Here is a 23,563-nt window from a genome sequence, read left to right as displayed (position 1 = left end):
CTATGCGAAAGCCGGGCCGATAATTCGCGCCGTGCCTATCCGGGCCGCCGGCAGGGCCTGAGAAACCATGGACATGGGAGCCTTTTAGCAGCGCCGGGCGGGATAATAAAGCGTGGTGATTCCGGCCGCAGCACCCTATCTAAGGCAGGAACAAGCGTCACGGTGCCCGGCGGATGGCGGGCAGGAAGGATCGTACCATGGCAGATCAGACCACCACGGCTGAAAGGCGCTCCCGGGCCGGCTTCGATCTCGCGCCGCCCAGTCCGGAGCAGTTCCGCGCCCTGGCCGCCAACCTGAACGACGAGGAGCGCCGCGTCCTCCTGGAGCACGGCACGGAGCGGCCCTTCTGCGGGGTGTTCAACGAGGCCAAGGAAAAGGGCACCTATTGCTGCCGCATGTGCGGCCTGCCGCTGTTCAAGTCCGGCACCAAGTTCGAGTCCGGCACCGGCTGGCCGAGCTTCTTCGATCCCATCGACCGCTCCCATATCGCCTTCGTGCGCGACACCAGCTACGGCATGATCCGCACCGAGATCCGCTGCGCCCGCTGCCAGGGGCATCTCGGCCATGTCTTTCCGGACGGCCCTCCTCCGACTGGCGAGCGCTACTGCATGAACTCCGTGTCCATGCGCTTCGTCGCCGAGGGCGACCCGCTCCCGGACGAACTCGGCCGCGGCGCCCCCGAGGGCGAGGTCGCAGGCTAGAGCCTCCCATGGCAGGCGGTCGCCAGGAGAGCGATCGGCGGACGGGCGCCGGCTTCTATGACCGCCTGCCCGTCTTCGACCATTTCTCCGAGCTGACGGACCCGGCGCTGTATCTGCCCGTTCCGGACGATTGGGTGCTGGGCTTGAGCGACATCGTGCGCTCCACCGCCGCCATCCGGGCGGGCCGCTACAAGGAGGTCAACACGGCCGCCGCCGCCGTCATCGCCGCGCTGGCCAACCGGCTCGGCACCAGCGAATTCCCCTTCGTGTTCGGCGGCGACGGCGCGAGCTTCGCCCTGCCGGCGACCCAGGCCGAGGCGGCCCAGGAGGCGCTCTCCGCCACCGCGACCTGGGTGAATGAAGCCTTCGGCTTCGAGCTGCGCATCGCGCTCGTTCCGGTCTCGGAGATCCGCGCCGCGGGCCAGGACGTGCGCATCGCCCGCTTTGCGGCCTCGCCGGACGTGTCCTACGCCATGTTCTCCGGCGGCGGACTGGCCTGGGCCGAGCGGCGGATGAAGGAGGGAGCCTTCGCCCTTCCCCCCGCCCCGCCGGGCACCCTGCCCGACCTGTCCGGCCTGAGCTGCCGCTTCGACGAGATCAGGCCGGAGCGCGGCGTGATCCTCTCCCTCATCATCCTGCCCGCGCCCGGAACGAGCCCGGAGGCCTTCAATCTCCTCGTGAGCGAGGTTCTGTCGCTGGCAGAAGGCCCGGAAGCCGGCCGTCCGCTGCCGGACAAGGGGCCTCCGCTCGCGTCCCCGTTCAAGGGTTTCGGGATCGAGGCCAAGACCGTGCGGACGAGCGGTCTACGCCTGTGGCCCCTGGTGCGGCTCGCGGCCGGGCGTCTCGCCGCGTTCCTGATCTTCCGGACGGGCCGCCCATACGGCGGCTTCGATCCCGCCCAGTACAGCCACCAGCTTGTCGAGAACACGGACTTTCGCAAGTTCGATGACGGCCTGCGGATGACGCTGGACTGCACGCCCGCCCTTGCCGACCGGCTGCAGGCCCTGCTCCAGGAGGCCGAGCGCAGGGGCATCGCCCGCTCCGGGCTGCACCGGCAGGATGCGGCCCTCATGACCTGCTTCGTGCCCTCGCCCACCCGAGCCGACCACATCCATTTCGTGGACGGCGCCATGGGCGGCTACGCCATGGCCGCGCAGGCGATGAGGCCGGCTTTGTGAAGGGCTGTCATCCCGGACGCCGCAGGCGATCCGGGATCGATCCCTATGCAATCATCGAAACGACCTGATCCTCCGCCAGCATCCGCTTGGCCTCGATCGAGTCCAGGTCCATCCGGGCGATCAGCGCCTCGATTCCGTCGAAGCGCTCCTCGCCGCGGATCCAGCCGACGAACTCCACGTCCAGGACCTGCCCGTAGAGGTCTCCGGCGAAGTCGAAGAGATGCACTTCGAGCAGCGGCGCCCCGTTGTCGAAGGTCGGGCGGCGGCCGAAGCTGGCGACGCCATCGACAATCCTGCCGCCGGCGGAGGCCCGCACCGCGTAGATGCCGTGACGCAGGCGGCAATCGCTGCCCAAGGCCATGTTGGCGGTCGGATAGCCCAGCACCCGCCCGCGCTTGTCGCCATGGCGCACCTCGGAGCGGACGAACCAGCGATAGCCGAGGAGGCGGCCGGCCGCGGCGACGTCGCCCGCTTCCAGGGCGGCGCGGATGGCGCTGGAGGAAACCGGCTGCGTTCCCTCGACGACGGCCGGCGCCACCAGGCAGTCGAGGCCCCGTTCGCGGCAGAGTTTTGCCATGCGCTCCGGATTGCCCTCGCGCCCGCGGCCGAAATGGAAGTCGTGACCGATCACCACGCCGGACAGCTGCAGCTCCCGCGCCAGCAGATTCACGAAGTCCTCCGCCGTCAGGGCGGCGAGCGCTCCGTCGAAGCGCCGCACGAAGGCGCCCGTCAGGCCGAGGCGCGCGAAGATCGCGAGCTTCACGGCCTCGGGCGTCAGGCGGAAGAGCGGCCTGTCGGGCTGGAAGAAGGTGCGCGGATGCGGCTCGAAGGTGACGGCGGCGGCGGGCCGTCCCGAATTCAGGGCCAGTTGCAGCAGATGCCGGTGCCCGCGATGCACCCCGTCGAAATTGCCGATGGCCGCCACGGCTCCCCCGAGGCTCTCGGGCACGGGCTCGCCATCGCGGCAGATCGCGAAGGGGGTGGGCATCGGGGGAGAACCTCGGAACTCATCGTGGAGGGGTCAATGCCGCGCGACCCTGTCGAAAAGCAACCGGTGGGTCAAGGGAGGAGCGACGCCTCGGTGTCATTCCCGGCCTTAGCGCGAGCGGAGGAGATGACACGCGATGGATAGGCAACTTCACCAGGACAGCACGTCCGTGAGCGCCGTCGGCCGCACCGGCTGCCGGTCCACCCAATCCTGCGCATGATCCGACACGAGATCGCCCCTGTGCAGCCCCAGCTCCTCCGCGTGGATGCCGCGGGCGATCATCAGGGCGTCGATGCCGAAGCCCACCGCGCCCGCGATGTCGGTGCGGATGGCATCGCCGACCGCCAGCACCCTCTCCTTCGGGATCGGATGGCCGGCGAGATCGGACGCCACCGCAAGAGCCCGCTCGTAGACCGGGCGGTGCGGCTTGCCCGCGTAGAACACCTCGCCGCCCATCTCCTCGTAAGCCAGGGCGATGGTGCCGGCGCAGGGCAGGATCATGTGGCCGCGCTCGACGACGAGGTCGGGATTGGCGCAGACCATGAGCAGGCCGCGGCGGCGCATGGCTTCGAGCTGCGGCCGGTAGTCCTCCACCGTCTCCTCTTCGTCGTTGTCGAAGCCGGAGCAGACCACGTAATCCGCCTCCGCGATGGAGCCGAAGCGCACCTCAAGCCCATTGTAGATCGGCATGTCGCGGGGCGGGCCGATGTGGTGCACCACCTTGTCGATGCGCTCCTGGATGGCGAGCCGCGTCAGGTCGCCTGAGGTCACGATGGCATCGTAGGCCGAGCGCGGCACCTGGAACCCGTCGAGCTGCGTTCCCACCGAGGAGCCGGGACGGGGCGCGTTGGAGACCAGCACCACCCGCCCGCCCTTGGCGCGGAAGCGGGTGAGCGCATCGCTTGCCGCCTCATAGGCCTTCACGCCGTTATGCAGCACGCCCCAGACGTCGCAGAGGATGAGATCGTAGGCATCGGCGAGAGGCTGCAGGCCTTCGACGAGAAGGGGTCGGGATGAAGCGGTCATGGGTTCTCGGCATCTGATGAACCCGGGCGGGTAGGCTCTTGCGTGCCCCAAGTCAACCGGCGCGCTGCAGGGCCGGAGCGCGCTCGGGCCCGTCGAGAACCGCCATCTCGCCGGCGAACCTGTGCAGGGACGGCAGCAGGCACGGGTCGGGCAGGCACGCCTGACCCCGCATCTCCTCCGCGACGAGCGCGGGCTTGGCCGGACGCGCCTGCGCCGGGCCGGCCTGCCCGTCGGCGGTGCGGGCAAGCTCGCGCAGGAGAAAGGCCGGACCGCCGGCATCGGCCCGCGGCGGGCGCAGGACGAGCGGCGCGGCCGCACCCGCCTGCTGCGGGCCCGGAGCCGCCGTTCGGGCGCGCGGTCGGTGCTCGGCCTCGGCTTGGCGCCGGAACAGAACGATGCCGAGAACGGCGATCGCGACCAGGAAGACCGCATACGGCATGACGAGGCCCGTCCCCACGGGAACGTAGGCCGGCATGGCTGCCGTCAGAAAGGCTGGCGTGAAGGCGAGCAAAGCCGCCTTCCGACCCCGCAGGACCGGAATGGATTTCTTGTTCGTGACCATGGGTGCCCCCGCTCCCCGGCTCGGCGCTTCGGCCGAATCAGTGTCTTAACAGACAGTGAATCACGGCGAATCGGTCGGCAAGCTTCGCATTCCCGAAATGGACATTTTCGCGCAGCGGCGCGTTGGCTATCGCATCCCGACAGAGCTTTCGAAGAGGACGGAGACGATGGAGGAACCCCGCAAGGATCTTCTGATGCAGGTGGAGGGCATGACCTGCCAGGGCTGCGTCAATTCGGTGACCAAGGCGATCCAGCGCCTCGATCCGTCCGCCAAGGTCGAGGTGGACCTGGAGCACGGGCGCGTGCACGTGGTCACGAGGGCCCAGGCCCTCGAAGTGGCCCAGGCCCTCGATGCCGCCGGTTACGAAGCCCAGGCCATGACCATGTAGCGGCAGGATTGCTCCCCGTTCATGGCTTGCCGCAAAGTTCCTTTTGCGAGCCCTCCGGAGCGCTGATAGGCTGCCCGGGACATTGCTTTCCCCGGGGGAACCTATGAGCGCCCAGACGTCCAGAGCCGCCAACGATCTCACCGCGCCCAACGACCTGGAGGCCTGGTGGCTTCCGTTCACGGCCAACCGCTCGTTCAAGCAGCGGCCGCGGATGATCGCCCGCGCCAAGGGGATGTACTACTACACCCCCGAGGGGCGCGAGGTGATCGACGGCGCGGCCGGCCTCTGGTGCTGCAACGCCGGCCACAACCGGGACGAGATCACCCGGGCCATCCAGGCCCAGGCCGAGGAGCTCGACTACTCGCCCGCCTTCCAGTTCGGCCATGCGGGCGGCTTTGCGCTGGCCTCGCGCCTCGCCCAGCTCGCCCCCGGCGATCTCAACCACGTCTTCTTCTGCAATTCCGGCTCGGAGGCCGTGGACACCGCCTTGAAGGTGGCGCTGGCCTATTGGAACGTGCGGGGCCAGGGCAGCAAGACGCGCCTCATCGGCCGCGAGCGCGGCTATCACGGCGTCGGCTTCGGCGGCATCTCGGTGGGCGGCATCGTCAAGAACCGCCAGTTCTTCGGCTCCCTGCTGGCGGGCGTCGACCACCTGCCCCACACCTACAACCGCGAGCAGCAGGCCTTCTCCCGCGGCGAGCCCGAATGGGGCGCGCATCTGGCCGACGAGCTCGAGCGCATCGTCACCCTCCACGACGCCTCGACGATCGCGGCCGTGATCGTCGAGCCGATGGCCGGCTCCACCGGCGTGCTGGCTCCGCCCAAGGGCTATCTCAAGCGCCTGCGCGAGATCTGCGACAGGCACGGCATCCTGCTCATCTTCGACGAGGTCATCACCGGCTTCGGCCGCCTCGGCACGGCGTTCGCCGCCGAGCGCTACGGCGTCGTTCCGGACATGATCACCTTCGCCAAGGGCGTGAATTCCGGCGCCGTGCCCATGGGCGGCGTGATGGTGCGCCAGGGGCTCTACGACACCTTCATGAAGGGTCCGGAGCACATGATCGAGCTCTTCCACGGCTACACCTATTCCGGCCACCCGCTCGCCTGCGCCGCGGCCCTCGCCGCCCAGGACATCTACCGCGACGAGCGGCTGTTCGAGCGGGCCAGGACCCTGGAGCCGGTCTGGGCCGATGCGATCCACTCCCTGAAGGGCCTGCCGAACGTGCTCGACATCCGCACCATCGGCCTCGTCGGCGCCATCGACCTCGCCTCGCGGCCCGACGCGGTCGGCGCCCGCGCCTTCGAGGCCATGGACCGCGGCTTCCAGGAGCACGGCATCATGATGCGCGTCACCGGCGACACCATCGCCCTCTCCCCGCCGCTCATCGTCACCGAGGAGCAGATCGGCGAGATCGTCGACAAGCTCACCAAGGTGATCAAGGCGGTGGCTTGAACCTCCCCTAACATGCGTCATCCCGGACGGCTTGAGCCGATCCGGGATCGCGTGCAGGATGAAGCGCCTCTTCCCTCCCCCTTGCGGGGAGGGATTGAGGGTGGGGGTCGCAAAGTCGGAGTGTTATCCTTTGTAAGTGACACGGGAGGCCGTACAGCGCCTGACTTGGCGAGCCCGTCACCCGGTCGGACTACCCCCACCCCTGCCCCTCCCCGCAAGGGGGAGGGAAACATGCGGTTCATCCTGCAAACGATCCCGGATCTCCGCTTCGCTTCGTCCGGGATGACGGCTGATACTGCCCATATGGCAACAACCCTTGCCCCTCCCCGCTACAGGGAGTAGTGACCGCAGCACGTTTTCCACTCCAACGGCTGCCGTTAAAAAACCATGTCCAAGGCCGACACGATCAAGGCCCGCGCGCCGCGCGGCTTTGCCGACCGCACTCCCGCCGATCTCGCCGCCACCGAGCGCATGCTGGCGGCGATCCGCGAGTCCTATGAACTCTACGGCTTCGAGGGGGTCGAGACGCCCTTCGTCGAGTACACCGACGCTTTGGGAAAATTCCTGCCCGATCAGGACCGGCCGAACGAGGGCGTGTTCTCGTTCCAGGACGACGACGAGCAGTGGCTGTCGCTCCGCTACGACCTGACCGCGCCGCTTGCCCGCTACGTGGCCGAGAACTTCGATGCGCTCCCCAAGCCCTATCGCAGCTACCGGGTGGGCTGGGTGTTCCGCAACGAGAAGCCCGGCCCCGGCCGTTTCCGCCAGTTCATGCAGTTCGACGCCGACACGGTGGGCGCCGCCTCCGTCGCGGCGGATGCGGAAATCTGCATGATGGCCGCCGATACGCTGGAGCGGCTCGGGCTCAAGCGCGGCGACTTCATCATCAAGGTCAACAACCGCAAGGTTCTGGACGGCGTGCTCGAAGCCATCGGCCTCGGCGGCGAGGACAAGGCCGGCCAGCGTCTGACGGTGCTGCGCGCCATCGACAAGCTCGATCGCTTGGGGCCTGAAGGCGTGAGCCAGCTTCTGGGCGCAGGCCGCAAGGACGAGAGCGGGGACTTCACGAAGGGCGCGGAGCTTTCGGCGGATGCCATCCAGCGCGTGCTGGCTTTCACGAGCGCCAAGGGCGCGGACAATGCGGAGACGGTCGAGAACCTGCGCAGGGTCGTCGGCACCTCGACTCGCGGCCTGGAAGGCGCGGACGAGCTCGCTGAGATCGCTGCCCTGGTCGCCTCCTCCGGATACGAGGATCGCGTGACCATCGACCCCTCCGTGGTGCGCGGCCTCGAATACTACACCGGTCCGGTCTACGAGGCGGAGCTGACCTTCCAGGTGCAGGACGAGGACGGGCGCCCCGTGCGCTTCGGCTCCGTGGGCGGCGGCGGGCGTTATGACGGCCTCGTGGGCCGCTTCCGCACCGAGCCCGTTCCGGCGACCGGCTTCTCCATCGGCGTCTCGCGCCTGCTGTCGGCGCTCCAGATGGTGAAGAGCCCCATCGTGTCCGGCGCGCAGACGCCCGGTCCCGTCGTGGTGCTGGTGATGGACCGCGACCAGATCGCCGCCTACCAGCGCATGGTCTCGCGTCTGCGCCAGGCCGGCATCCGGGCCGAGCTCTATCTCGGCTCCTCGGGCATGAAGGCGCAGATGAAATATGCCGACCGGCGGGGGAGCCCCTGCGTGGTCATCCAGGGCTCCAACGAGCGCGAGCGCGGCGAGGTGGAGATCAAGGACCTGATCGAGGGCGCCAAGGCGGCCCAGGCCATCGCCTCCAACGAGGAGTGGAAGGCTGCCCGCCCGGCGCAGTTCTCCGTGGCCGAGGAGAAGCTGGTCGAGGCCGTGCGCGAGGTTCTCGGCCGCCATTTCGGATAACCTTGGCCGTTCTGGAACCCCGATGCCGACCTTCGGGTTGTCTCGGAAGCTTGACCATCAGGAGACGAACATGGCGAAGGACAAGAAGAGCGGCAGCAAATCGAAGAAGGGTTCCGGCAAGAGCACGGGCACGAAGCTGGCGAAATCGGCCAAGAAGTCCGGCCTCATGGACCTGATCAACACCGATCTCGGCCGTGAGATCCTGGCCGACGCGCTCATCGCCGCCGCAGGCGCCGCTGCCGCAGCGCTCACCAAGACCCGCACCGCCAAGAAGGCCGGCGCGGCTGTTGCGGATGCGGGCTCCCAGACGGCCGACCTGACCCAGACGGCCGCCGGCGCCGTTGCCGGCGTGGTGACGGAAGCCGCCCGCCATTTCCTGCCCCCCAGCCTCGTCGGCGAGGAGAGCGGCAAGGCGGAGCCCAAGAAGGTCAAATACGTGAACCGCTCCAGCGACCACAGCAAGCGCAAGACGGCCAAGCCCAAGGGCGAGAAGAGCGACACGGCCGAGAAGCACTAGGTGTTCGTACCTTGAGGCATCCCGGACGAAGCGCAGCGGAATCCGGGACCGGCATGCACCCCCTTCCTTAACGTCATCATCGGCATGCCCTCGAGCACCGCCCCGTCGTCATCCCGGACGGCGCAGCCGATCCGGGATCGTGTGCAGGAGAGAACTCAGGATAAACCCTCCCCTCTCTGCGGGGGAGGGTGGCGAGCGGAGCGAGCCGGGAGAGGGGCGGTGCTCGACGTCTGACGGCCCCTCTCCCGGCCTGCTGCGCAGGCCACCCTCTCCCGCGGCGGGGAGAGGGCAAGGTGAGGACGAGGTGAGGACGAGGTGAGGGTGTAATGTTCTTACTTTGTTCTTGACTTCTGCTGCAAGCTCGGCTATATCGTTGTCTTAGATCTGCTCCTGTGAGGGGCGCGCTCGCGAGGCGTCGCAGTGTGGGAGCAGGCACGGTCCCGCCGCAGGGCTCGCAATCCTGTGGTCGCGGGAGGCCGATCCTGGCCTGTTCCAGGTCCGCCTGAAAAGAACCGTGCGCGAAGAGGCCGTCCGGCTCTTCCATCCACACCACCACCCATCGAGCCGGGCTGCCCCAAGCGCCACCCTCGAGCAAACCCGACGGCTCGCAGCTCCCGCTGCGGGCCCGAAGGCGCTGGATCTGTGAAAGACTCACCACCCGCGTCATCCCGGACGGCGCAGCCGATCCGGGATGACGCCGGGAAATCATCGCCCTGAAGCAGCGGTTTGTGCCCCCGTTCACCCTTCCCGCCGAAAACAATCGCCTTCAGGCCCGAGCATTGCTAGAGAGCGTGCCAGCATGAGGATCGGGCAAGGCCAGTGACGGAGACGGAAGCCATTGTTGCGCTGATCGCGCTGTTCGAGCGCGAGGGCTATGCGCGGATCGAGCCCCCGGTGCTCCAGCCGGCGGACGTGTTCATCGACCTGTCGGGCGAGGATATCCGGCGCCGCATGTTCGTGACGCAGGACGCCGCGGGCACCGAGCTGTGCCTGCGGCCCGAATACACCATTCCCGTCTGCCTCCAGCACCTCGCCCAGCGCGGCGCCGAGCCCCTGGGCTATTCCTATGGCGGCCCGGTCTTCCGCATGCGCCCGAACGAGAGCGGCGAGTTCCTGCAGGCCGGCCTGGAATCCATCGGCCGGCGGGACGTCTCAGCCGTGGATGCGGAGATCCTCGCCCTCGCCCTGGACGGGCTCGCCCGGCTCGGCGCCCCCGCCCCGGCGGTGAGGCTCGGCGACATGGGCCTCCTCCACGCCCTCATCGACGCGCTCGGGGTCGCGCCTGCCGCCAAGCGGCGCGTGATCCGGGCCATCGTCTCGGGCCAGGGGCTCGCGAGCTTGGTCGAGACGGATGCTCCGGGCAGCCAGGAGCATGCGGGCCTTCTCGCCGCCATCGAGGGCCAGGCGCCCCAGGCGGCCAAGGCCTTCGTGGAGGACATCCTGTCGATTGCGGGCATCGCCCGGGTGGGCGGGCGCAGCGCGGGGGAGATCGCCGAGCGCTTCCTGGCCCGCGCCGCCAACCGCACCGGCCTGCCCGACGAGGCGCGGGAGGTGCTGGAGCGCTACCTGACCATCGCCGGCGATCCGGACGAGGCCGCCGACGCGGTCCGGGCGCTGGCCCGGGATGCGGGGCTCGATCTCGGCCCGGCTCTCGGCCTCTTCGAGGAGCGCACCGGCTTCATGGCCGCGCGCGGGCTCGAGGTGAGCCGCTTCTCGTTCGCGGCCAACTTCGCCCGCAACCTCGACTACTACACGGGCTTCATCTTCGAGGTGCAGGACCCGCGCCGCGGCGACGGGAAGCCGATCGTGGGCGGCGGGCGCTACGACCGGCTCCTGGAGCACCTGGGCGCCGAGGCGCCGATCCCGGCGGTGGGCTGCTCCTTCTGGCTCGACCGCATCGTGGGGAGGCCCTGATGACCGATTCCCCTCTCATCCTCGCGGTTCCTTCCAAGGGGCGCCTGCAGGAGAACGCGGCCGCCTTCTTCGCCCGCGCCGGCCTCGTCTTCACCCAGTCCCGCGGGGCGCGCGATTACCGCGGCACGCTCGCCGGCGTGCCGGACGTGGAAGTCGCCTTCCTGTCCGCTTCCGAGATCGTGAGCCAGCTTAGCCTGGGCACCGCCCATCTCGGCATCACCGGCGAGGACCTGATCCGCGAGCAGATCCCGGACGCGGACGAGGCGGTGGAACTGCTCACCCCGCTGGGCTTCGGCCATGCCAATGTGGTGGTGGCCGTGCCGCAGGCCTGGATCGACGTGCGCACCATGGCCGATCTCGACGAGGTGGCGGCGGATCTGCGCGCGCGCCACGGCACCAAGATGCGGGTCGCCACGAAATACGTGAACCTCACCCGCCGCTTCTTCGCCGAGAAGGGCGTGTCCGACTACCGGATCGTCGAGAGCCTGGGGGCCACCGAAGGAGCGCCAAGCGCGGGCTCGGCGGAGCTGATCGTCGACATCACCACCACCGGCGCGACGCTGGCCGCCAATGCCCTGAAGATCCTCGACGACGGGGTGATGCTGCGCTCCGAAGCCAATCTCGTGGCCTCGGCCCGGGCTCCCTGGTCGGAGCGCGCGCGCGCCGCGGCAACCGCCGTGCTGACGCGCATCGCCGCCGAGGAAGAGGCGCGCGCGAGCCGCGAGGTGCGCGCGGCCCTCGACCCGGCGCGGGCCTCCGCCCTGCTCGCTCTGGCCAAGGAGCACGGGGCGAGCCTGCCCTACGGCCATGCGCTTGGCCGGGAGGTCGTGCTCCATTGCCGCACGGCGCAGGTGTTCGACATCGTGGCGGCCCTGCAGGGGATCGGCGCCCAGGACATCTCGGTCCGGGCCTTCGATTACCTGTTCCGCCCCACCAACGCCTTGACCGAAAGGCTGCTGAGGCGGATCGGCTGAGGCGGGTTCTGCGCACGAGGTCGTAGGACAACGTCGCCGCGGCCTCACCTTGGGCGTTGCTTCGGCGCGCAAGGTTCCTTATGGTCCGGGCGTTTTTCCGATGCAGAGGTTCCGATGATCGCGCTTCGACTTGCAGCATTGCTGGCGGCCCTCGCCGCCGTCTCGGGCGCCCAAGCCCAGACAGCAGCGACGCTCGGCCGCCCTGTCGGACCGACCCGCCAGGTGGACCCCAAGGTTCCGCAGCCCGGACAGGGGCAGGCGGGCAAGGTCTTCCCGCTCAACTCCTCCTGGGTGGCCATCAGCCTGAACGGCAAGCCCTTCTCCGGCGAGCGCCCGAGCTTCCGGCTCGACGACCAGCTGCGCGCCACCGGCTTCTCCGGCTGCAACACCTATGCCACCGCCGCCTATCCCCTGCGCGATCAGGGCCTGGCGGTCGGCCCCTTCGCGCTCACGAAGAAGAGCTGCGACAAGGGCACCATGGCCATCGAGCAGGCCTTCCTGATGGCGCTGCGCTCCTCGGGCAAGTGGGACATCCAGGGCCGCAACCTGATCATCCGCACCCAGAACGGCGGCGAGCTGCGCTTCGAGCGCTCGCTGTAAGTTTTTTTGCCGAACCCGAACGGAAAAGGCCGGCTCGACGCCGGCCATTTTGTTATGCGTAAAGAGGCGTCGATAGCGCCTTGGGCTACTCCGCAGGCTCGGCCTGACGCAGGTCGACGGGCGTGGAGAGGCCGTTCTCGTTCCGCTTCATGTCGATGCGCCGGTCGTGATAGGCGGCGAGCGTCGAGCGGTGGCCGATGGACACCACGGTGGTCTGCGGCAGCTTCTCCTGGATGACGCGGTAGACCTCCGCCTCGGTGGGCTCGTCGAGAGCCGCCGTCGCCTCGTCGAGGAAGAGCCAGTCGGGCTTGGCGAGAAGCGCACGGGCCACCGCCAGGCGCTGCTGCTCGCCCAGCGACAGGGTCTGGCTCCAGGCCCGCTCCTCGTCGAGGCGATCCGCGATCTGGGGCAGCTTGGCGGTGCGCAGGGCCTCGGCGATCTCGGCATCCGTATAGGTGTCGCTCCTGCTCGGATAGGTCACCGCGTCGCGTAAGCTGCCGATGGGGATGTAAGGCCGCTGCGGCAGGAGCATCATCGTCTGGCCTTCCGGCACCAGCACCTGCCCCTCGCCGAAGGGCCAGATGCCGGCGATCGCCCGGAACAGGGTCGACTTGCCCGAGCCGGAGGGGCCGGTCATCAAGGTTCGCTCGCCCGGCCGGAAGGCGAGGCCGTCCGCACGCAGCAGGGCGCTGCCGTCGGGCAGGCGCACGTCGAGATCCTTCAGGCGCAGTTCGCCTCCCGAAGCCTGGGTGATCGAAAGCTTACTCTCGCCGCCGACCCGCTGGGCCGAGGCGATGGCCCCTTCGAAGGTGGTCAGGCGGTCGAGCACGGCCTTGTAGTCGGCGAGCGTCGTATAGATGGTGATGAAATACGTGAGCGCCGACTCCACCCGGGAGAAGGCGCCGACCACCTGCTGCATCTGGCCGAGCGAGATCTTGCCGACGAAGTAGTAGGGCGCGGTCAGGATGTAGGGCACCACCACGTTGGCCTGGAAATAGGCGGAGGTGAAGGTGTTGAGCTTGATGAGCCGGATGACGATCCGCATGTAGTTGTCGACGATCTGGCCGAAGCGCCGGGCAATGCCCTCCTGCTCGGCCGACTCGCCGGAGAGAAGCGCCACCTGCTCCGTGTATTCGCGCAGGCGCGCCAGGGAGAAGCGGTAGTTCGCCTCCACCCGCTCCTGCTCGAAGTTGAGGCCGATGAGCGGCCGGCCGATCAGGTGCGTCACCCAGGTGCCGAGGATCGCATAGCCGGCGCAGACCCAGACCAGCAGGCCCGGCACCTCCACGTTCGTTCCCGGGAAGGTGAAGCCCGCCGAGATGGTCCAGAGGATCGCCACGAAGGAGACCAGGGTCGCCGCCTGGTTCATGAGGCCGATCGAGAGCGAATAGGTGCTCTCGACGAACTTGCGCAGGTCCTCCGAGATGCGCTGGTCCGGGTTGTCGGCGCCGCGGCCGAGAAGCTGCATCCGGTAATGCGCGCCGTTCCCGAGCCATTCGCCGACGTAGTACGTGTTGAGGTAGGCGCGCCAGCGGATGGTGAGCACGTTCTGCAGCAGCACCTCGGTGAGCGCAATGGCCACGAAGACGGCAGCGAGCGGGGTGAAGATGACGAAGAGCTGGTACCAGAAGGCTGCGGCATCCTTCGCCTCGAGCGCGTTGAACATGTCGCGCGAGAAGAAGCTGAGGCGGACGTTCAGGGCCACCTGGGCGAGGTTGATCGCGATGAGGATGGCGATGATCCAGGTGCCGATGGTGCCTTCCCGCGCCTGCACGAGGCCGATGAAGGGAATGCGGATGAGGCTGTCGGCCTGGGATTCGAGATAGCGGTCGGTGATGCGGCAGACGGTCCGCACCACGGGCACGTAGGCAAGCCCGAAGATGATGGCCCCGAAAACCGTCGCGCCGAGCGCGGCCGAAGGCGGCGGCACGTAGCCCGTATAATCGCCCGTGATGAGCCCCGCCCGCGCGCCGAGAATGAGGGCGACCAGCACCAGGTGCGTGGCCGAGAGCATCACCAAGAAGATGCGCAGGAATTTCGGGACGAGGCGTCCCGCATACATCACCCCGGCCAGGGCGAGGGTCGAGAGGGGCAAATAGAACGGAACCGCGACTGCTCCCGAGAGGGAAGCCGCGAGGACGCTCAGGCCCACGAATGCCAGCACAAGGCTCGCCTTGATCATACACATCTCCTGCCGGGATCCCGCCCGGCTCTCCGAAACATGAGGCCGGATCAATCGTGCTTGTGGCGAAAGAAAGGAGGGGTTCCTCTTCTGGCAAGCGATAGCAGTCTTGAGACGTCAGCAACAGACCGCCCAGAGAGAAGGATTTGTTCTTCAAATCAAATTGTCCTCTTTAAAGAACAAAACCGTTGACAATGAGAACGGGATGGCTCATCTGTGCCCGCAGCAACCTGCGACATTTTCAGCAAAGCGACTCCATGAACGCTCCCCTCGGATACCTTGGCGACCAGCCGGTCCAGCGCCTCGTGCCGGCGGCCCCCATCGTGCGCCTGGAGAAGGTGTCGAAGACCTTTCCCGGCCGTGACGGCCAGCCGGTCACGGCCCTGCGCGAGATCGACCTTGCCGTGCCTCAGGGCTCGATCCTCGGCGTGATCGGCCGCTCCGGCGCCGGCAAGTCCACCCTGATCCGTCTCGTGAACGGCCTGGAGAAGCCCTCTTCCGGCAAGGTGATCGTGGACGGGGCCGATATCGCGGCCCTGCCCGAGCAGGCGCTCCGCCACGCCCGGCGCTCCATCGGCATGATCTTCCAGCACTTCAACCTGCTCTCCTCGCGCACGGCGGCGCAGAACATCGCCCTGCCGCTCGAGGTCGCAGGCTATGACAAGGCGGAGATCCGGACGCGCGTCGAGGAGCTTCTGGCTCTCGTCGGCCTCTCCGACAAGCGCAATCGCTACCCGTCAGAACTCTCCGGCGGCCAGAAGCAGCGCGTCGGCATCGCCCGCGCGCTGGCCACCAAGCCGAAGGTTCTGCTCTCCGACGAGGCGACCTCCGCCCTCGACCCGGAGACCACCCGCTCGATCCTCGATCTGCTCGGCCGCATCAACGACGAACTGGGCCTGACCATCCTGCTCATCACCCACGAGATGGCGGTGATCCGCACCATCGCCCGCGAGGTCGCGGTGATCGAGGGCGGGCGCATCGTCGAGCAGGGCGACGTGTTCGACGTGTTCACCCGGCCGCGGCACGAGGTGACGCGCTCCTTCCTCGCCGATGAATCCGGCCGCGCGCTGCCGCCCTACGTGCAGAGCAGGCTCAGACCGGAGGCGACGCCGGGCAGCCAGGCGGTGATCCGCATCGGCTTCCGCGGGCCCCATGCCACCGATCCGGTTCTCGCGCGGCTTGCCCGCGACCTCGGCATCGAGGCCAACATCCTTTCCGGCTCGGTGGACGAGATCGCCGGCCGGCCCTTCGGCACCCTCGTGGTCAGCGTGCCGGAGGCCTCGCTCGCCACCGCCCTCGACTTCCTGAACAGGCACGCTCTCGATACGGAGGTTCTCGGCCATGTCGCCTGAGATGATCCGCCTCATCGCCAACTCCACCGGCGAAACCCTCTACATGGTCGCGGTCGCGGCCCTGATCGCCACCCTCCTCGGCCTGCCGCTCGGCGTGTTCCTGGCCACCTCCGGCAGGGGCGAGCTGTTCGCTGCGCCCTGGGTGAACCGGGTGGTCGGCGTCGTCGTCAACGCCACGCGCTCGACGCCCTTCATCATTCTCGTGGTCGCGATCATCCCCTTCACGCGCCTGATCGCGGGCACCTCCATCGGCACCAGCGCCGCCATCGTGCCGCTGACGATCGCCGCGACGCCCTTCATCGCGCGCCTGATCGAGGGCGCCATCCGCGAGGTCGACCAGGGCCTGATCGAAGCCGCCCGCGCCTTCGGCGCCAGCCCGCTGCAGATCGTGCTGAAGGTGCTGATCCCCGAGGCCCTGCCCGGCATCGTGCTCGGCCTGACCCTCGCCGTCGTGTCGCTTCTGGGCTTCTCGGCCATGGTGGGCGCGGTCGGCGGCGGAGGCCTCGGCGATCTCGGCATCCGCTACGGCTACCAGCGCTTCATGCCCGAGATGATGCTCGCGGTGGTGGTCGTCCTCATCGTCCTCGTCCAGGCGGTGCAGACCATCGGCGACAGGCTCGCCCGCCGCCTCAACAAGCGCATCCGCCACGCCTGACAGCCCCCAAACATCGCACAAGGAGTGAATCCGATGTCCCTGAAGACCCTGGGCCTTGCCGCCCTCCTCTCCCTTGCCGCCCTGCCCGCCCTCGCGCAGACGCAGACCGTTCGCATCGGCGCGACGCCCGGCCCGCACGCACAGATCCTGGAAGCGGTGAAGCCCATCGCGGCGCAGAAGGGCCTCGACATCAAGATCATCGAGTTCTCCGACTACGTGGTTCCGAACGCCGCGCTGGCCGCCGGCGACATCGAGGCCAATTCGTTCCAGAACCAGCCCTATCTCGACAACCAGAAGGCCGACCGTGGCTTCAAGATCGAGAGCGTCGCGCTCACGGTGAACTTCCCCATCGGCCTCTACTCGAAGAAGCACAAGAGCTTCGATGCCCTGCCGAACGGCGCCACGGTCTCAATCCCGAACGATCCCACCAATGGCGGTCGGGCGCTCCTGCTCCTGCAGGACAAGGGCCTGATCAAGCTCAAGGACAATGTCGGCTTCAAGCCCACCCCGCTCGACATCACCGACAACCCGAAGAAGATCAAGTTCGTGGAGATCGAGGCGGCCCAGTCGCCCCGCGTGCTCGACGATGTGGATGCGGCCGTCATCAACACCAACTATGCCACTCAGGCCGGCCTCGATCCGGTGAAGGACCCGATCACCCGCGAAAACCCGAAGGGTCCTTACGTCAACCTCATCGCCGTGCGCAGCGAGGACAAGGAGAAGCCCTGGGTGAAGGCCCTCGTGGAGTCCTACCGCTCGCCCGAGGTGAAGAAGTTTGTCGAGGAGAAGTTCAAGGGCGCGGTGCTCACGAGCTGGTAAGCGGCGCATCATCCCTGCAGGAGGCCGGGCTCTGCGCCCGGCCTTTGACGTTACGGCACATCCCTCTTTTGCGCCCCTCGGCCGCCATTGCGCCGCCTGAGCCTGACGTTATAGTGGCTCGAAACACTCCGCGGCCGGATTTGGGGCAGGCATGGCCAATCCATCCCAGAACTCGCTCGACACCAACCGGGTGTCCACCATCCTCGCAGGCCTGGGAACGGGGCTGATCTTCGGCGACAAATGGGGATCCGGAAGGGCCGGGGTCGGCACCCACATCACCTGGAGCGTCCCGCAAGGGACGGCCTGGTTCGCCAACGGCTATTCCTATTATGGCGAGCAGAGGAGCTGGACCCAGTTCAGCGCCACAGAGATCCAGGGAGCCGGCATGGCCATTGACGCCTGGATGGCCATCTCCGGGCTGTCGGCTTCCCGCACCTCCGACAACAGTGTCACGGTGGGCGAGATCCGCTTCGCCAAGACCCTCTATGGCCCCCCAGGTGCCGACGGGCACGCCTACATGCCGGCCGACGTGCCCCGGTCCGGCGACATCTGGATGAACGTCAACAGCTGGAACACCTCAGGCAACGATGCCAACAGGCCGGGCACATATGCCTATTACGCCCTTATGCACGAGGTCGGACACGCGCTCGGCCTGAAGCACTCCTTCGATCTCTCGCCCTACAACTCGAATCTGCTGCCGTCGAAATACGATCACCACTTCTCGACGATCATGAGCTACACCTCGTCGCCTTGGTCATCCACCGCCACGCCGGACTTCTACCCGACGACGCCAATGTATCTCGACATGCTGGCCATCCAGCATCTCTACGGCCGCGACACGAGGACGAACGCGGGCAGCACGACCTACACCTTCCATGAAGGCCAGAAGTACTGGCAGACGATCTACGATGCCGGCGGGACCGACACCATGGTGTATCGGGGCTCCAAGGACAGCGTCATCGATCTGCGTTCGGGCTGGTACAGCGCCGTCAGCGAAGCGATCAACTTCAGCAACGGGCCCTCGACGCGGGACTCCGTCTGCATCGGCCCGAACGTGGTAATCGAGAACGCCGTCGGCGGCGAGGGATCCGACAGGCTGATCGGCAACAAGGCCCGCAACACGCTGAAGGGCGGATCCGGCGCCGACACCCTCACCGGCGCTTCGGGCGACGACAGGCTCTATGGCGGCACCGGCGATGACCTGCTCTCGGGTGGCGCCGGCCGCGACCGCTTCTATTTCGGCACGCCCCTGTCGGATGCGCCCTCCGCCGGCAACATCGACCGGATCAGCGATTTCAACACCGTGAGCGACCTGATCTACCTTGAGGATGCGATCTTCCTGGGGATCAGACGGGGCAAGATGCACACATCTGCCTTTGCCACCGGCACCGCGGCCAAGGACACGAAGGACCGGATCGTCTACGACAAGAAGTCCGGCGACCTGTTCTACGACCAGGACGGCACCGGCAGCGTCGCGCAGATCAAGTTCGCCGTGCTCAAGCCCAACCTGAAGCTCGCCGCGGCCGACTTCTACGTGATCTGAGGCGCCGGGCGCGTTCTGCAGCCTGTTCCGCCGGCGCTTCCGTCTTGCGTCGGTCTGCGCGCTGCCCGGCGCAAGACGGGGCAGCCTGCCGATTCCAGCATGTCGTCCGGCAGGCATTCACTCTTTGCTTACCGGAATGCGGCTCTACCTCTTCCCGCATTCTCAACGGAGCAGCCGATGACGACCGTACCCACGATCCGCCTGAACGATGGAAATGCCATGCCGCAGCTCGGCTTCGGTGTCTGGCGGGTCACCAATGAGCAGGCCGAGAGTGTTGTCGCCGAGGCCGTCCGCGCCGGTTACCGCTCCATCGACACGGCGTCCATCTACGGCAACGAGGAAGGCGTGGGACATGCCATCCGGGCGGCGTCCGTTTCCCGAGAGGAGCTCTTCATCACCACCAAGGTGTGGAACGACCGGCAGGGCTACGACAGCACGCTGCGTGCCTTCGACGAGAGCCTGTCCCGCCTCGGACTCGACTTCGTGGACCTCTATCTCATCCACTGGCCCGTGGCCGGCAGCGAGGCCTATCGCGATACCTGGCGGGCCCTGGTCAGGCTCCGGCAGGAGGGACGCGCCAGATCCATCGGCGTCTCGAACTTCATGGTGGAGCACCTGCAGCGCGTCATCGACGAGACGGGCGTGACGCCCGCCGTGAACCAGATCGAGCTGCATCCCCGCTTCCAGCAGAAGGAGCTGCGGGCCTTCCATGCCCGGCACGGCATCGCCACCGAATCCTGGGGGCCGCTCGGTCAGGGAACCCTGCTCGACGACCAGGAGATCACCGCCCTTGCCCGCAAGCACGGGCGGACCCCGGCCCAGATCATCCTGCGCTGGCATATGGATTGCGGGCTCATCGCCATCCCGAAATCCGTAACGCCCTCGCGCATCCGCGAAAACCTCGACGTCTTCGGCTTCAGGCTCGATGCGGACGACATGCGCGTCATCGAAGGGCTCGACCGCGCGTCCGGCCGGGTCGGCCCCGACCCGGCCGTGTTCGGCTGAAGCGCCAACCGGGATCGTTGAGCGGGCCTCTCAGACCAGAGGCATGCAGCCGGTCATTCCTGAAGCAGCTTGAGCAGCAGGGCCGACAATTGACCGGCTTCCCTGTCGGTGAGCTTGTCGCCGATGAAGCGATTGATGGCCGCTCCATAGACGCTCCACATCCGCTCCTGCAGCGCCCTGCCCTCGTCGGTGATCTCGACGATCTGGCGGCGCTTGTCCCCAGGATAGGGGATGCGGCGCACGAGCCCCTCCCCCTCCATGCGGTCGAGGAGACGGGACAGGTTGTACTGCTCGAACAGCACCGCCGCCTCGATTTCCCGCGGGGTGAGCCTGCCGCCGGGTCCACGCTTCAACTCCAGCAGCACATCGTACCAGTGGAGCGACGGCAGGCCTGCGCTCTTCAAAGACGCCTCGATCCGTCCCACCACCGTACGTTCGGTGCGGATCAATCGTCCCCAGGCTCTGATGATGGACGGAGAAGGCTCTTGCATCGGGGCAAACCTCTGCTGGTTTCTATGCAAGTGCATGCAAATTGACAATTCCATGCACGTGCATCAAATATCTATGCACTTGCATGGAGATTTGCAATGACACAGGTTCAACCATCCTCCTCCGCCTATGCCGCCCTGCTCCTCCGGGTTTCCTTGGGCATCATGTACATCGCCCACAGCCTCATCCTGAAGGCGATGACCTTCACGCTGGCCGGCACGGCACAGTACTTCGAATCCCTCGGGCTGCCGGCCTTCCTGGCCTATGCCACCTTCTGGGCTGAATTGATCGGCGGCATCCTGCTGGTGCTCGGCGTTCAGAGCCGCTGGGTGGCCCTTGCCCTGCTTCCCGTTCTCTTCGGCGCGGCCTGGGTGCATATCGGCAACGGCTGGGTCTTCTCGGCCCAGGGCGGCGGTTGGGAATACCCGCTTTATCTGATCGTGCTCTCCGTCGCACAGGCCCTTCTCGGCGACGGGGCCTATGCCCTGAAGCCATCCCGCCCGCTCTCCCTCGCCCCGGCATCCCTCAAGGCTGCGGCTTAAACCCCCTCCTCGATCCTGGAGAAACCCATGAAGCTCTACTACTACCCGGGCGCCTGCTCGCTGGCGCCCCACATCGTCGCCCGCGAAGCCGGGATCGACCTCTCCCTCGAGAAAGTCGATCTCGCCACCCGCACCACCGAGGCGGGCGCGAATTATGCCGCCATCAACCCCAAGGGCTATGTCCCGGCCCTCGGCCTTCAGGACGGCTCCGTGCTGACGGAAGCGGGCGCCATCATCCAGTACCTGGCCCACAGCCAGCCTGCGGCCGGCCTTGCGCCCGCTCACGGCACCATGGAGCACTACCGCCTGCTAGAATGGATCGGCTTCATCAGCACCGAGATCCACAAGGGCTTCGGGCCCCTCTGGAACCCCGCGACGCCCGATGCGGTGAAGGCTGCCGCCAAGGAGCGTCTTGCCACCCGGTTCGCCCATCTCGATGGGTCGTTGGCCAAGCAGCCCTTCCTCATGGGCGACAGGTTCACCATCGCCGATGCCTACCTCTTCACCGTGGTGAACTGGACGAACTTCCACGGCATCGACATCTCGCCCTTCGTGAACCTGCAGGCCTTCCAGGCGCGCGTCGCCGCCCGTCCGAGCGTGCAGAAGGCGCTCGAGGTGGAGGGATTGCTGAAGAAGGCGGCGTAAGATCCGGGCCCGATCCCTATCGCACAACGAAAAAGCCCCGGATCGCTCCGGGGCTTCTTCATTTCTCAGGCCATGGTGCCCGGGTTTCTTAGAAGTCCATGCCGCCCATGCCGCCGCCCGGCATCGCCGGAGCGGATTCCTTCTTCGGCAGCTCGGCGACCATGGCCTCGGTGGTGACGAGGAGGCCGGCGACCGAAGCCGCATCCTGCAGAGCCGTGCGCACGACCTTCGCCGGATCGACGATGCCGGACTGGAGCATGTCCACGAACTCTTCCGTCTGGGCGTTGAAGCCGTAGGTGTCGCTCTTGTTCTCGGTGATCTTGCCGACCACGATCGAGCCTTCCACGCCGGCGTTCTCGGCGATCTGACGGATCGGAGCCTCGAGGGCGCGCAGGACGATGTTGATGCCGGCCTTCACGTCCGGGTTGTCGCTCGAGATCTTGGCAACCGCAGCCTTGGCGCGCAGCAGGGCCGTGCCGCCGCCGGGGACGATGCCCTCTTCCACCGCAGCGCGGGTGGCGTTGAGCGCGTCGTCCACGCGGTCCTTCTTCTCCTTCACCTCGACCTCGGTGGCGCCGCCGACGCGGATCACCGCGACGCCGCCGGCGAGCTTGGCCAGACGCTCCTGGAGCTTCTCACGGTCGTAGTCCGAGGTGGTCTCCTCGATCTGCGCCTTGATCTGCGCCACGCGAGCCTCGATGTCCTGCTTCTTGCCGGCGCCGTCGATGATCGTGGTGTTTTCCTTCTCGATGCGAACGCGCTTGGCGCGGCCGAGCATCGGCAGGGAGACGTTCTCGAGCTTGATGCCGAGGTCTTCGGAGATCGTCTGACCGGCGGTCAGGATCGCGATGTCCTCGAGCATGGCCTTGCGGCGGTCGCCGAAGCCCGGAGCCTTCACGGCGGCGATCTTCAGGCCGCCGCGCAGCTTGTTGACCACGAGGGTGGCGAGCGCCTCGCCCTCGACGTCCTCAGCGATGATCAGCAGCGGCTTGCCGGTCTGAACGACAGCCTCGAGGATCGGCAGCATCGGCTGAAGCGAGGAGAGCTTCTTCTCGTGGATGAGGATGTAAGGATCCTCGAGCTCGGCCACCATCTTCTCGGCGTTGGTGATGAAGTACGGCGAGAGGTAGCCGCGATCGAACTGCATGCCTTCCACGACGTCGAGCTCGGTCTCGGCGGTCTTGGCTTCCTCGACGGTGATCACGCCCTCGTTGCCGACCTTCTGCATGGCATGGGCGATCATCTCGCCGATGTCCTTGTCGCCGTTGGCCGAGATGGTGCCGACCTGGGCAACCTCATCGGAGGACTGCACCTTCTTGGCGCGGGCCTTGATGTCATTGATCGCCGCGGTGGTGGCAAGATCGATGCCGCGCTTGAGGTCCATGGGGTTCATGCCGGCGGCAACCGCCTTGGCGCCCTCGCGGACGATGGCCTGGGCGAGCACGGTCGCGGTGGTGGTGCCGTCGCCGGCGATGTCGTTGGTCTTCGACGCCACCTCGCGCACCATCTGGGCGCCCATGTTCTCGAACTTGTCGGCGAGCTCGATCTCCTTGGCGACCGACACGCCGTCCTTGGTGATGCGCGGAGCGCCGAAGGACTTCTCGATCACCACGTTGCGGCCCTTCGGGCCCAGCGTGACCTTCACCGCATCGGCGAGGATGTCGACGCCGCGCAGCATCTTCTCGCGGGCTTCGGAAGAAAACTTAACGTCTTTGGCAGCCATAGGCTTAGCCTCCAGTTAAATTGAAAAACTTGGACGGGTCGCCGCGGCCGGTTAGCCGACGATGCCCATGATGTCGGATTCCTTCATGATCAGGAGGTCCTGACCGTCGATGCGGACCTCCGTGCCCGACCACTTGCCGAACAGGACGCGGTCGCCGGCCTTCACGTCGAGAGCCGCAACCTTGCCGTTCTCGTCGCGGGCGCCGGGGCCGACGGCGACGACTTCGCCCTCTTGCGGCTTCTCCTTGGCGGTGTCCGGAATGATGATGCCGCCGGCCGTCTTCTCCTCGGCCTCGATGCGGCGGACGACGACGCGGTCGTGCAGCGGACGGAACTTCATGGAACTTCCCCTTTGACTGTTGGCACAGCCCCTCTGGCCGCACCCTGGTCTCTCGGCTGTTAGCACTGTCCTTTGGTGAGTGCTAACGCTGGCGGC

General features: G+C 67.3%; 23 protein-coding genes. 16 read left to right on the top strand and 7 right to left on the bottom strand.

Annotation, left to right across the window (positions count from 1 at the left end):
• Positions 1-197: 197 nt before the first annotated feature.
• Together msrB and GR303_RS18125 are read left to right on the top strand one after the other, a co-directional pair.
• Complete coding sequence (msrB, locus tag GR303_RS18130; RefSeq protein ID WP_161726616.1) at positions 198-701, top strand: peptide-methionine (R)-S-oxide reductase MsrB; 504 nt, start codon at positions 198-200, stop codon at positions 699-701.
• 8 nt (positions 702-709) lie between these two features.
• On the top strand, positions 710-1,879 hold the full coding sequence (locus GR303_RS18125) for a DUF3095 domain-containing protein (RefSeq protein WP_161726614.1): 1,170 nt from the start codon (positions 710-712) through the stop codon (positions 1,877-1,879).
• A gap of 43 nt (positions 1,880-1,922) precedes the next feature.
• Here the strand turns inward: GR303_RS18125 and GR303_RS18120 are convergent, their stop codons facing one another.
• From GR303_RS18120 to GR303_RS18110, 3 genes are all read right to left on the bottom strand, one after another.
• A complete protein-coding gene (locus GR303_RS18120) occupies positions 1,923-2,867 on the bottom strand; it encodes a bifunctional riboflavin kinase/FAD synthetase (RefSeq protein WP_161726612.1) in 945 nt (314 codons plus the stop codon).
• A gap of 150 nt (positions 2,868-3,017) precedes the next feature.
• The gene (locus GR303_RS18115; RefSeq protein ID WP_161726610.1) at positions 3,018-3,893 is read right to left on the bottom strand and encodes a TIGR01459 family HAD-type hydrolase; all 876 of its coding nucleotides are present in this window, start codon (positions 3,891-3,893) and stop codon (positions 3,018-3,020) included.
• A 52-nt stretch (positions 3,894-3,945) separates the two neighbouring features.
• Complete coding sequence (locus GR303_RS18110; RefSeq protein ID WP_161747591.1) at positions 3,946-4,455, bottom strand: hypothetical protein; 510 nt, start codon at positions 4,453-4,455, stop codon at positions 3,946-3,948.
• A 166-nt stretch (positions 4,456-4,621) separates the two neighbouring features.
• Here GR303_RS18110 and GR303_RS18105 point away from each other — a divergent pair, with 166 nt between their 5' ends.
• The 7 genes from GR303_RS18105 (at position 4,622) to GR303_RS18075 (ending at position 12,173) form a co-directional block, all read left to right on the top strand.
• Positions 4,622-4,843, top strand: coding sequence for a heavy-metal-associated domain-containing protein (locus tag GR303_RS18105; RefSeq protein WP_161724640.1), 222 nt, complete (start codon positions 4,622-4,624; stop codon positions 4,841-4,843).
• Positions 4,844-4,946: 103 nt separating this feature from the next.
• On the top strand, positions 4,947-6,296 hold the full coding sequence (gene aptA / locus GR303_RS18100; RefSeq protein WP_161724643.1) for an omega-aminotransferase AptA: 1,350 nt from the start codon (positions 4,947-4,949) through the stop codon (positions 6,294-6,296).
• Positions 6,297-6,683: 387 nt separating this feature from the next.
• Positions 6,684-8,168: a histidine--tRNA ligase gene (gene hisS / locus GR303_RS18095; RefSeq protein WP_161724646.1), complete on the top strand. Its 1,485-nt coding sequence runs from the start codon at positions 6,684-6,686 to the stop codon at positions 8,166-8,168.
• A 70-nt stretch (positions 8,169-8,238) separates the two neighbouring features.
• Positions 8,239-8,685, top strand: coding sequence for a hypothetical protein (locus GR303_RS18090; RefSeq protein ID WP_161724649.1), 447 nt, complete (start codon positions 8,239-8,241; stop codon positions 8,683-8,685).
• A gap of 819 nt (positions 8,686-9,504) precedes the next feature.
• Positions 9,505-10,599 carry an ATP phosphoribosyltransferase regulatory subunit gene (locus GR303_RS18085; RefSeq protein WP_161724652.1) on the top strand — a complete coding sequence of 365 codons (1,095 nt, stop codon included), beginning with the start codon at positions 9,505-9,507 and terminating at the stop codon, positions 10,597-10,599.
• The gene (gene hisG, locus GR303_RS18080; RefSeq protein ID WP_161724655.1) at positions 10,599-11,573 is read left to right on the top strand and encodes an ATP phosphoribosyltransferase; all 975 of its coding nucleotides are present in this window, start codon (positions 10,599-10,601) and stop codon (positions 11,571-11,573) included. The genes GR303_RS18085 and hisG overlap by 1 nt, the downstream gene beginning before the upstream one ends.
• A gap of 114 nt (positions 11,574-11,687) precedes the next feature.
• The gene (locus tag GR303_RS18075) at positions 11,688-12,173 is read left to right on the top strand and encodes an META domain-containing protein (protein ID WP_161724658.1); all 486 of its coding nucleotides are present in this window, start codon (positions 11,688-11,690) and stop codon (positions 12,171-12,173) included.
• Positions 12,174-12,258: 85 nt separating this feature from the next.
• Here the strand turns inward: GR303_RS18075 and GR303_RS18070 are convergent, their stop codons facing one another.
• Positions 12,259-14,355, bottom strand: a complete 2,097-nt coding sequence (locus GR303_RS18070) for an ABC transporter ATP-binding protein/permease (RefSeq protein ID WP_161724661.1) — start codon at positions 14,353-14,355, stop codon at positions 12,259-12,261.
• Between the two features lie 257 nt (positions 14,356-14,612).
• Between GR303_RS18070 and GR303_RS18065 the strand changes: the two genes are divergently transcribed.
• From GR303_RS18065 to GR303_RS18045, 5 genes are all read left to right on the top strand, one after another.
• On the top strand, positions 14,613-15,707 hold the full coding sequence (locus GR303_RS18065) for a methionine ABC transporter ATP-binding protein (protein WP_161724663.1): 1,095 nt from the start codon (positions 14,613-14,615) through the stop codon (positions 15,705-15,707).
• On the top strand, positions 15,697-16,362 hold the full coding sequence (locus tag GR303_RS18060) for a methionine ABC transporter permease (RefSeq protein ID WP_161724665.1): 666 nt from the start codon (positions 15,697-15,699) through the stop codon (positions 16,360-16,362). The genes GR303_RS18065 and GR303_RS18060 overlap by 11 nt, the downstream gene beginning before the upstream one ends.
• 33 nt (positions 16,363-16,395) lie before the next feature.
• Entirely contained in the window at positions 16,396-17,181 is a 786-nt protein-coding gene (locus GR303_RS18055; RefSeq protein WP_161724668.1) for a MetQ/NlpA family ABC transporter substrate-binding protein, read from the top strand.
• Positions 17,182-17,332: 151 nt separating this feature from the next.
• Complete coding sequence (locus GR303_RS18050) at positions 17,333-18,724, top strand: M10 family metallopeptidase (protein ID WP_161724670.1); 1,392 nt, start codon at positions 17,333-17,335, stop codon at positions 18,722-18,724.
• A gap of 177 nt (positions 18,725-18,901) precedes the next feature.
• Positions 18,902-19,729, top strand: a complete 828-nt coding sequence (locus GR303_RS18045) for an aldo/keto reductase (protein ID WP_161724672.1) — start codon at positions 18,902-18,904, stop codon at positions 19,727-19,729.
• 53 nt (positions 19,730-19,782) lie between these two features.
• Here the strand turns inward: GR303_RS18045 and GR303_RS18040 are convergent, their stop codons facing one another.
• A complete protein-coding gene (locus GR303_RS18040; RefSeq protein ID WP_246726459.1) occupies positions 19,783-20,220 on the bottom strand; it encodes a MarR family winged helix-turn-helix transcriptional regulator in 438 nt (145 codons plus the stop codon).
• Between the two features lie 96 nt (positions 20,221-20,316).
• Between GR303_RS18040 and GR303_RS18035 the strand changes: the two genes are divergently transcribed.
• Together GR303_RS18035 and gstA are read left to right on the top strand one after the other, a co-directional pair.
• Complete coding sequence (locus tag GR303_RS18035) at positions 20,317-20,760, top strand: DoxX family protein (RefSeq protein WP_161724674.1); 444 nt, start codon at positions 20,317-20,319, stop codon at positions 20,758-20,760.
• Between the two features lie 27 nt (positions 20,761-20,787).
• Positions 20,788-21,405, top strand: a complete 618-nt coding sequence (gene gstA, locus GR303_RS18030; protein ID WP_161724677.1) for a glutathione transferase GstA — start codon at positions 20,788-20,790, stop codon at positions 21,403-21,405.
• Positions 21,406-21,493: 88 nt separating this feature from the next.
• On the opposite strand, the gene groL is transcribed toward gstA, so the two are convergent.
• Positions 21,494-23,128: a chaperonin GroEL gene (gene groL, locus GR303_RS18025; RefSeq protein WP_161724680.1), complete on the bottom strand. Its 1,635-nt coding sequence runs from the start codon at positions 23,126-23,128 to the stop codon at positions 21,494-21,496.
• A 51-nt stretch (positions 23,129-23,179) separates the two neighbouring features.
• A complete protein-coding gene (groES, locus tag GR303_RS18020; RefSeq protein WP_114945189.1) occupies positions 23,180-23,467 on the bottom strand; it encodes a co-chaperone GroES in 288 nt (95 codons plus the stop codon).
• Between the last annotated feature and the right edge of the window lie 96 nt (positions 23,468-23,563).

Origin of the sequence: Microvirga arsenatis (assembly GCF_009910705.1) — a bacterium.
GTDB classification, from domain to species: domain Bacteria; phylum Pseudomonadota; class Alphaproteobacteria; order Rhizobiales; family Beijerinckiaceae; genus Microvirga; species Microvirga arsenatis.
Note: the sequence above shows the minus strand (reverse complement) of the source record. Positions and strands in the feature narration are given on the sequence as shown.